6 protein-coding genes and 2 pseudogenes are annotated in these 9,803 nt (G+C 37.3%); 2 read left to right on the top strand and 6 right to left on the bottom strand.

What is annotated here, in order from left to right:
• Positions 1-168 precede the first annotated feature (168 nt).
• The 4 genes and pseudogenes from JOD14_RS12580 to JOD14_RS12565 all read right to left on the bottom strand — a co-directional run.
• Positions 169-715: pseudogene (locus tag JOD14_RS12580) on the bottom strand (LacI family DNA-binding transcriptional regulator); the annotation flags it as partial.
• Between the two features lie 24 nt (positions 716-739).
• Positions 740-1,747 (bottom strand): aldose epimerase family protein, encoded by a 1,008-nt coding sequence (locus tag JOD14_RS12575; RefSeq protein WP_204655127.1) that lies wholly within the window; start codon positions 1,745-1,747, stop codon positions 740-742.
• Positions 1,740-2,405, bottom strand: coding sequence for a beta-phosphoglucomutase (gene pgmB, locus JOD14_RS12570; protein WP_204655126.1), 666 nt, complete (start codon positions 2,403-2,405; stop codon positions 1,740-1,742). Before pgmB ends, JOD14_RS12575 begins: the two co-directional genes overlap by 8 nt.
• On the bottom strand, positions 2,398-4,692 hold the full coding sequence (locus JOD14_RS12565; protein ID WP_204655125.1) for a glycoside hydrolase family 65 protein: 2,295 nt from the start codon (positions 4,690-4,692) through the stop codon (positions 2,398-2,400). Before JOD14_RS12565 ends, pgmB begins: the two co-directional genes overlap by 8 nt.
• A 291-nt stretch (positions 4,693-4,983) precedes the next feature.
• Here JOD14_RS12565 and JOD14_RS12560 point away from each other — a divergent pair, with 291 nt between their 5' ends.
• On the top strand, positions 4,984-7,152 hold the full coding sequence (locus JOD14_RS12560; protein WP_204655124.1) for a PTS transporter subunit IIBC: 2,169 nt from the start codon (positions 4,984-4,986) through the stop codon (positions 7,150-7,152).
• 36 nt (positions 7,153-7,188) lie between these two features.
• Complete coding sequence (locus JOD14_RS12555; RefSeq protein ID WP_204655123.1) at positions 7,189-8,019, top strand: endonuclease/exonuclease/phosphatase family protein; 831 nt, start codon at positions 7,189-7,191, stop codon at positions 8,017-8,019.
• 163 nt (positions 8,020-8,182) lie between these two features.
• Here JOD14_RS12555 and JOD14_RS12550 read toward each other — a convergent pair.
• A pseudogene (locus JOD14_RS12550) lies at positions 8,183-9,152 on the bottom strand (ISL3 family transposase); the annotation flags it as partial.
• A gap of 3 nt (positions 9,153-9,155) precedes the next feature.
• On the bottom strand, positions 9,156-9,803 hold a 648-nt coding region (locus JOD14_RS12545; RefSeq protein WP_239576207.1), incomplete at its 5' end, for a transposase.

Here is a 9,803-nt window from a genome sequence, read left to right as displayed (position 1 = left end):
ACAATAACATAAGGAGTGCTCTTTTTGTACACCAAATGGGTGAAAAGTGAAAATTCCCTTATCCATTGATAGATAAGGGAATTGAGAGGTAAATAGAAAAAGTATGAATTATTTAGGTTTCTTTTTATCTACCTAAAATTTCTATTTACACAAAATATTTTACGCTATCATTAAAAATTCGGTTGCTTGTTTTCCAAGTAGTTGATTGTCGTTATCGACATAAACAATATTATTTTCATGTTGATAAGGTTGTCCAATCAAGGTAAACGGAATCTGGTTCTCATATAAATACTCAATCACTGGATCAGCTCTATCTGAATAAACGAGAATGAAGCCATCAACTTGCTTTTGGAGGTGCATGCGTTTGACGTTCTCGAGCAAAAGCTCAAAACTTTTAGCTGTTGCAATCGCTGTTGTCATGTCATAAAGCCGAGCTTCGTCATTAATTGCTTCCATAATTTCAAATTTCAAGATAGAACGGATTGCCAAGTCTTTCTTTAGAATCCAGTGGGGGCAAAATAACACCAACGGCATTGGATGTCCGCTTTCCGAGATTTCTGGCAGTCATGTTTGGAACATAGCCAAGGTCATCCATCACTTTACGGACTTTTTTCTTGGTTGTTTCCGAGATGCTTGGGTGATCGTTGATTACACGCGAAACGGTTGAAGTAGCAACGCCTGCTTTTTTTGCGACATCTTTTACAGTGATAGCCATTATTTTGCCACGCCTTTCTTGTAACTATGAGGTAGTCATAAATTGATAAATTGTTTGGGTAACGCGTTCTTGACCAGGATGTAGTGTAATAGATCCCCATTCTGGAAAGTGAACGATGTCGGGTACTTCCTGTGGTTCAATAGCTAATCCGTAGTTTGAATGCATTTTCTGACCATTCAATTTAAAATCAGCATGAAAACCAGTCGTAGAAAATAATACCACACTTTTGTTAGAAGTTGCTACAGCCATCTGTCTACCTGATTGCTTTTCTTCTAGAAGAAGTGAAGGTTTAGTTACTTTAGGATAACGTAATAAAAAAACATCATCCAAACCAACTGGGTAAGCATCGAGAATTTGTTTTAGCGAATTTTTTTTCTTGAAGTTTATACATAAGTCGCTTTCTTCGAGTAAATTTCCTGTGGGTAATTTGTCAGAATCTAACTCCAACATTCCTAAGGTGTTTAGCGTCAAAGAATGCGTTAAAATATCTCTTTGTCCATTACCTGAAAGATTGAAATAAGCATGGTTGGTTGGATTAGTAATGGTGGTCACGTTACTGGTTGTTTTAGTGGTCATTTCAAGCTGATTATTCTGTAAACGATACGTTACGGTAGCTTTTATTGGGCCTGGATAACCAGAAAAAGTATCTTTTAAATAAAAGACCACGCCGATTGCATCAGGTTCTTCAAAAATTTCGATGTCCCAATATTGAAAAGACCAGCCATTTGTTCCGCCGTGAATGTGATGTGTGCTATTGTTTTTTTCAAGTTGGTGATTTTTCCATTTGCCGTCGCGGACTCTCCCCGCGACAGGACCGACAGTTGCACCAAAAAAACTTTTATCAGCTAAAACATCTTCGTAGTTATCATAACTTAACAAGATGTTTTCAACGTTTCCTTCTTTGTCAGGTGCAAATATTTGATGAAGACGAGCGCCATAATTGAGAAGAACGACTGTTAAAAAGTCGTTCTTCAAAGTGATTTTTTTTAAATTGTGAGTAATTGGTGTAACGCGGATGTTCGGTTTATTCATGTTCTCGCCACACTTCTTTAAGGTAAGCTAGTGTTAATTCGGTTGTGTCAGAAACGATTGGAATATTTTCACCCAGGTCTTTCTTTTGACCAACGCCCACGGGTTGAGCGCCACTCGCCACAATTGCTTGGATTCCAGCTCGCGCATCTTCAATACCAAGACATTCTTTTGTTGTTAAGCCTACTTCTTTAGCAGCCAGCAAAAAAATATCTGGTGCTGGCTTACCATGAGAAATTTTCTCAGGATCTGCGATTGCGTCGAAATAAGAAGTTAAGTTCATTTTTTGAAGTAAGAAAGGCCCGTTTTTACTTGCTGAAGCAAGAGCGATTTTAATCTTCGCTGTTTTCAAGTCTGCTAGTAGTTCTAAAATTCCCGGATAAACGTCTTTGGGCGTAATTGCTTGAATCATTTCCAAGTAATAATCGTTTTTTCTTTGAGCCAGCTCAGCAAATTCTTCAGCTGTAAAATCGTTCTCTTTATTTCCATAACGTAGCATTAAAGATAAAGAGTCTTCACGGCTAACCCCCTTTAACTGCTCGTTGAATGAGCGATCAATTGAAATACCGATTTCTTCACCAAGTTTTTTCCAAGCGTGATAGTGATACTCAGCTGTATCAGTAATAACGCCGTCTAGGTCAAATAAAACGCCCTTAAACATTTTCATCTTCCTTTCTAAGTGATAGAGATAGTGTATTTGCTAATTCATAGGTTTTGTTATAGACAACGAAAGTTAACGGTTCACCTTCTAGTAAAGTGAAAGTGACTTGATTGTTATCAACAACAACAGAGATCAAACGATTCCGATAATTGATATGGAAAGAATAGGCTTCCCAAGTTTTAGGCAAAAATGGTGCAAAACTTAATGTTTCGTGGTCTGTTTTCATTTGCGCAAAACCTTGAACGATCGCTAACCAACTGCCGGTCATTGAAGTAATGTGAAGCCCGTCTTCGGTATCATTATTATAATTATCCAGATCTAAACGTGCAGTACGTTGGTACATTTCAACTGCTTTATCTTCCATCCCCAATTCTGCAGCCAAAATGGCATGGATGCTTGGAGAAAGAGATGACTCATGAACGGTCATTGGCTCATAAAAATCAAAATTACGACGTTTCTCTTCAGTTGTGAATTGATCATTGAAGAAATAGATTCCTTGTAAAACATCTGCCTGCTTGATGAAGCAAGAACGTAAAATTTTATCCCAAGACCAATGTTGATTCAAAGGTAAGTCATTTGGAGAAAGGGCTGTTACTGGTTGTAGATCCTTGTCTAAGAAAGTATCATGTTGTACAAAAATTCCTAATTCTTGATCTGTCGGGAAGTACATGTTTGTGGCAATTTCTGTCCATTTCGCTAACTCTTCGTCAGAAATCGTTGCAGTCGCCTCTTTTTTGAACTCAGAATACTTTTCAGCTGTGTAACGTAAGACCCAAGCAGCAATCGTGTTCGTGTACCAGTTGTTATTGATATTGTTTTCATATTCGTTTGGTCCAGTAACTCCATGAATCATGTATTTATTTTGTCGTTTTGAGAAGTGAACGCGATCTGCCCAAAAACGTGCGATTTCAGCTAAGACTTCTAAGCCCTCTTTTTTCAAGTATTCTTGATCGCCAGTATAATTTGTATAGTTATAAATAGCATAAGCAATCGCGCCATTTCGATGGATTTCTTCGAAAGTGATTTCCCACTCATTGTGGCATTCGACACCTGTGAAGGTAACCATTGGATAAAGTGCGCCTTTTAATCCTTGCTGTTGCGCGTTGTGAATAGCTTGTGGCAATTGGTTGTGACGATATTTCAAAAGGTTTTTTGTTACTTCTGGTTTAGCTAAAGCTAAATAAAGTGGTACAGCGTAAGCTTCAGTGTCCCAATAAGTTGCACCACCATATTTTTCACCAGTAAATCCTTTTGGTCCGATGTTCAATCGTTGATCTTCTCCATAATAAGTTGAAAATAGTTGGAAAAGATTGAAACGGATTCCTTGCTGTGCTTCATCATCACCTTTGATGACAACGTCAGCCAGTTCCCAACGTTTTGCCCATGCTGCTGTTTGATCTGATTTTTCTTGTGCATAGGTTTGATCAAGCTGAGTAAGCATCTCGATTGCTCGTTGAACTTGTTTTTCTTTTTCGACATCGCGACTGGTTAAAACAATGACTTCTTTATCAATAGTGAACGATTCGCCAGCTTGTAATGTTTTGGTGAATGTTGCTGATAAAGTCAATTCAGTTTCTTCATATGTTGGTAAAGCTAGCTCACCATCAATTAAATGACGCATGGCAGAAGTTACAGTGAAAGTTTCAATTCCAAAGTTATTAGGGATTGTTTCGGTAGTTAAATAGCCAATCGCTTCTTTTGAACCGACTGCTATTGGCAACCAAAAATGTTCTTCATAATTACTGTCTTCATTTTGAACATCTCCGTCTAATTTTGAACGAAGCTTGATTGTACCTGTGCCTTCAAGCATTTCAACAGTCAAGTGAATAAACGCAGCTTCTTTTTTAGATATACTTAGAAAACGTTCGAAAGAAAAGCGTACTTTATTTGTGTCAGTAGTGATCGTAAATTGACGTGATAGTAGCCCGTTCTTCATATCTAATTCTAGATAAAAATCTTCTGGCTGGTGTGTCGCTAAGTCGATTGGTTGGTCATCAATCAGTAGTTCCATTGCAATAAAATTCACGGCGTTGATTACTTTACCGAAATATTCTGGGTAGCCGTTTTTCCACCAACCAACTCGCGTTTTGTCCGGATACCAAACCCCTGCAAGATATGTTCCTTGGTGATGGTCGCCAGAATAGCTTTCTTCAAAGTTGCCACGCATACCCATGTAACCATTTCCGATACTAGTAAGGGACTCTTGTAGACGTAGTTCATTTTTGTTTAGTTGATTCGTTTTGATTTTCCATGGGTCGATTTGAAAAAGACGTTTGATTTGTTTCATGATTTGCCTCCTAGATAATTCATATTGATACGTCCATAATAAACGCAACCGGTTGCTTTAGTCAATAAGAATAATTCAAGAAATCTTTTTATTTTAAACGGAGTAAGAGAAAAGCACGGAATACTGAGCGTTTACGGTTATTTTGAAAAAATAATGTGATTAGCAGGGAAAGGGACTAATAGAAGTAGGAAAAATTTTTTTGGCACTGATTAAAAATAAAGTATTTACAAAAAATAAACCCCAAGCTATAATGGCAATGTAGCGAAACCGATTGCGTAAAGGAGAGAGAACATGAAGAAATTATTTAGTTTTGAGTTTTGGCAAAAATTCGGAAAAGCATTGATGGTTGTTGTTGCAGTGATGCCAGCTGCAGGGTTAATGATTAGTATTGGGAAGTCACTACCACTAATCAATCCAGATTTTTCACCACTAGTTACAACTGGTGGTGTAGTTGAGAGTATTGGTTGGGCAATTATTGGAAATCTACATCTTTTATTTGCATTAGCTATTGGTGGTAGTTGGGCAAAAGATCGTGCAGGCGGTGCATTTGCTGCAGGGATTTCATTTGTATTAATCAATCGAATCACTGGAGCAATTTTTGGTGTTACTACTGATATGTTGGCGAATGAAGAGGCATTTACTCATACCTTATTTGGTACAAAAATCATGGTTAAAGGTTTCTTCACTAGTGTTTTAGAATCGCCTGCTTTAAATATGGGGGTTTTTGTTGGGATTATCGCCGGATTTGTTGGTGCGATGGCTTACAATAAATATTACAATTATCGAAAATTACCTGATGCATTATCATTTTTCAATGGGAAACGTTTTGTCCCATTTGTTGTAATCTTATGGTCTACAATTGTTGCTTTGATTCTTGCTATTGTGTGGCCAAATATCCAAGCAGGGATTAATAACTTTGGTCTATGGATTGCTCAATCACAAGATAGTGCGCCAATTTTAGCACCATTCTTATACGGAACACTTGAAAGATTACTTTTACCTTTTGGTTTGCATCATATGTTAACGATCCCAATCAATTACACACAATTGGGCGGAACGTATGAAATTTTATCTGGCGCACAAGCTGGAACTCAAGTATTTGGTCAAGATCCATTATGGCTTGCTTGGGCAACGGACTTAATCAACCTTAAAGGTGCTGGTGACACATCACAATATGCTTTTGTATTAGAAAATTGGACACCTGCACGTTTTAAAGTCGGACAAATGATTGGTTCGTCTGGTATTTTAATGGGCTTGGCTTTGGCAATGTATCGTAATGTGGATGCTGACAAACGCTCAAAATATAAATCAATGTATTTCTCAGCAGCATTGGCAGTTTTCTTGACAGGTGTGACAGAGCCACTTGAGTTCATGTTTATGTTTGCAGCAATGCCTTTATATATTGTGTATTCTTTTATCCAAGGGGCAGCTTTTGCAATGGCAGATATCTTGCCATTACGAGTACATTCTTTTGGGAATATTGAGTTATTGACACGGACACCATTAGCGATCAAGGCAGGATTAGGTGGCGATCTACTTAACTTTGTTCTGTGTGTCGTAGTGTTTGGTGTAGGAACTTATTTCTTAGCAAACTTTTTAATCAAAAAATTCAATTTTGCGACACCTGGACGTAATGGAAATTATGACAATGACGGCGGGGGAGCAACGGAAACGGCAACTACAAGTGAAGGTGTAGCAAGCGAACAAGTTATTCAAATCATTCATTTGTTAGGTGGTAAAGAAAATATTAGTGAAGTAGACGCATGTATGACTCGTTTACGTGTGAGTGTCAATGATCGCGAAAAGGTCGGAGCAGAAGATGCTTGGAAACGTGCTGGAGCAATGGGATTGATTGTAAAAGACAATGGAGTGCAAGCCGTTTATGGACCAAAAGCAGATGTTTTGAAATCTGATATTGAAGATTTGTTACAATCTGGTGCAACTATTCCTTTACCAAAAAATAATCTAGTAAGTTCAACAGAAGAACAAACGACTTTTTTAGGCAAAGAGCAAGCGATTCATGCGGTAGCAACAGGAGAACTGATTGCGCTAGAAGATGTTGATGATCCTATATTTTCTCAAAAAATGATGGGTGAAGGATTAGCTATTATTCCAGCACAAGAAACTGTTGTAGCACCAGTTGATGCGAAAGTCATTAGTATATTCCCAAGCAAACACGCAATGGGCTTGCAGACAACAGACGGCATTGAAATCTTAATTCATATGGGGATTGATACAGTTGAATTAACGGAAACAGCTTTTGAAGTTTTTGTTAAAGAAGGACAAACAGTTACTGCAGGAACAAAACTTGCATCGATGGATCTAGCTGTTGTCGAAAAAGCGGGTAAAGAAAAAACAATTATGGTAGTTTTCACTAACAGTAATAAAATTGAAACGTTAGAAATCCCACGTTTTGGAAATGTTCAAGCGAACGAAGTGGTTGGAACTATCCATATTTAAAGGGAAAATCTGTGGAATAAAAAAGGAGTCAGACAAATGAATTTGCTCACACTAAATACACATAGCTGGTTAGAAAAAGAGGCTGAACAAAAGTTACAACAATTAGTTGAGAAAATTATCGAAGCTGATTATGAGGTGATTGCATTACAAGAAGTGAATCAATTAGTGGATTCAGTTATTGTTTCTCAAAGTGAGCTTATTGGTTTTTGCCCAGTAAGTGGGCAAAAAAGTATTCATGAAGATAACTTTGCTTATTGTTTAGTCAAAAAGTTGGCAATGAAAGGGCGGACCTATTATTGGAGCTGGGACATGAGTCATATTGGCTATGATATTTATGAAGAAGGAAATGCTCTGCTTTCAAAAAATCCTTTGACAAGTGAAGCAATTGTTGTGTCTGAAACAAGTAATTATCAAGATTATCGAACGAGAAAACTACTGATTGGCAATACGTTATTCCAAGGAAAAGAAATTTGTGTCGTAAGTACTCACTTTTCTTGGTGGCAGGATGAAAATTCTGGCTTTGCTTTCGAATGGCATCGGTTAGAAAAACGATTATTAACAGAAACTAACCCCCTTTTCTTACTTGGTGATTTTAATAATCCAGCGCAAGAAGCAGGCTACTCACTCGTTGAAAAAAGTCCACTTGCTCTAAGAGATAGCTATTCTATAGCAAAAGTAAAGAGCGGTGAAGCAACGGTAGAGCAAGCCATTGATGGTTGGAAAGAAAATACTCGGAAACTAAGAATTGATTATATTTTTGTTCCGGCAACTAGTATTGTTGACGCACACCAAGTCGTATTTGATGGTAAAAATGCGCCAGTTGTTAGTGATCATTTTGGTGTTGAAATAGAAATTACTAAATTTTAAGCAGCACATGCGTTGATGAAATGAAACAAGAAACAATAACAAATAAACTACTGACTAGAAACCTTTGGTCGGTAGTTTTTGGCTCTTTGTCAATCAGGACTGATGGAAAAGATTTAAGTGAAACCAAAGCAGATGATGAACAAATCTGTTTTGGTTTTTTATGTTATTTCACTTCAATTAAATGATTAATCATATAAATGCGTATTTTCATGTTCTCAAATGATTTGAATCCGTAGGGTACTCTTTTTAGTGTTTTGATATGTGTGTTTTTTGCTTCAATTTTACCGTTTGAATAAGGATAAATCATTGCATTCCTTATGCCTTCTTCATACTTAAGCAAGTTCTGTAATTTCTTTCTAAATTCCTCATTTAAACTTTCTGGAAGATGTTTGAGCAAGTCAAAAAATAAAATATGGTCCTTATCTCTAAATGCATCTGCCAAGTCATGGAATGCCTCATAAGCTTCCCTAAGGGAAGGGGAAAATGTAAGTAGTCTATCAAACATCATAGCTTCTGTAAGAAGAGGATACTTAGGTGAACGGAAACTACGCCAAGACTTATATTCCGAATGATTTATATTCTGTCTATTTTTTGTTAGAAAACGCCAATTTACTTTAATTTTCTGGGATTCCTTTTTGAAACCTTTTATTTGTAAGGATTTCATTGTTCTTACACGTAGGTCTTGAAATGCTTGATTCATATGTTTAACGATATGAAATCGATCAATAACGAGATTGGCATTTGGGAATACCGTTTTGGTTAATTGAAAATAAGCTGCGTTCATATCAGTGACTAAATATTTTACTTGATCATTATTAGAACAGCTCTGGAAGTAGGCGGTTAGTCGAGATAGCTTACGTGTTGGCAAAATATCAATCAACTCTCCACTTTCTCCATCTGCACAAATAAAGCTCATTTGCACAAATAAAGCTAATTTTGTCTTCAAGTGAAGCATGTGATCGAAACTCATCCACCATCAATACTTTGGGAAGAACCTTTTTAGCGTTTTCTGGAAGATAGCTTTTGAGTTCTTTTAGTATTCGAATCACTGTAGTTAAAGACACCGTGCAAAGCTTAGCAATAAAACTCAAAGAAACTTTATCCGTTAGTAAAGAAATGATTTTGTATCTTAATGTCTACTGAACAAATGCTAAATTTTCTAAAACCGGCGAATTTCGAAATAGGAAACAACTGTTCTTGATAATAAATAAATATCTGAAAAAAGTGCGTAAAAAATCTGACGTCAATTTTGACAGATTCATGGATAGAACACTCAAAGCGATACTAGAAAGAGTGGTATTTTTGAGTTTTGTTCGAATGAGCCCCGCACCAAATCGACGTTTCAACAGACTGAACCCACGTTCAACCGCTACTCGATCGGCGTTGTCTTGGTATTCAATCGTTTTGTCAGGATGCTCATTTTTCTTTGGACGTCCTAAGGCGGGTCCAGAAAGGCGAATGCCTCTGACTTTACAGTAAGCTCTGTTTTGTCGATTGCGATAGATTTTATCTGCCAACACTCTTTCTGGATAACAACCATGGCGATCATAATACCGTCGAATCGCTCCTACGAGTACTTCTGATTCATTATACGCATCAAAGCTAGTACGTTCCAGACGAGCAATACCATTATCCATACTCATATCAAATTTTACCCCAAATTCAACAGCGGCTTTTGCTTTTCCTCGCACAATGGGACGAAGCCATGGTTGATGGAAGCTAACAATTCGATTGGCTACGGAATGGGTATGGTGGTCATACATGTATTGTTGTTGCTCGTAAAT

It is taken from the genome of Enterococcus lemanii, assembly GCF_016909125.1.
GTDB lineage: Bacteria > Bacillota > Bacilli > Lactobacillales > Enterococcaceae > Enterococcus_I > Enterococcus_I lemanii.
Note: the sequence above shows the minus strand (reverse complement) of the source record. Positions and strands in the feature narration are given on the sequence as shown.

Bases quoted from the DNA above. Each gene is read 5' to 3' on its own strand.
- JOD14_RS12555 (WP_204655123.1), top strand. From the start codon at position 7,189: ATGAATTTGCTCACACTAAATACACATAGCTGGTTAGAAAAAGAGGCT.
- JOD14_RS12565 (WP_204655125.1), bottom strand. From the start codon at position 4,692: ATGAAACAAATCAAACGTCTTTTTCAAATCGACCCATGGAAAATCAAA.
- pgmB (WP_204655126.1), bottom strand. From the start codon at position 2,405: ATGTTTAAGGGCGTTTTATTTGACCTAGACGGCGTTATTACTGATACA.
- JOD14_RS12575 (WP_204655127.1), bottom strand. From the start codon at position 1,747: ATGAATAAACCGAACATCCGCGTTACACCAATTACTCACAATTTAAAA.
- JOD14_RS12560 (WP_204655124.1), top strand. From the start codon at position 4,984: ATGAAGAAATTATTTAGTTTTGAGTTTTGGCAAAAATTCGGAAAAGCA.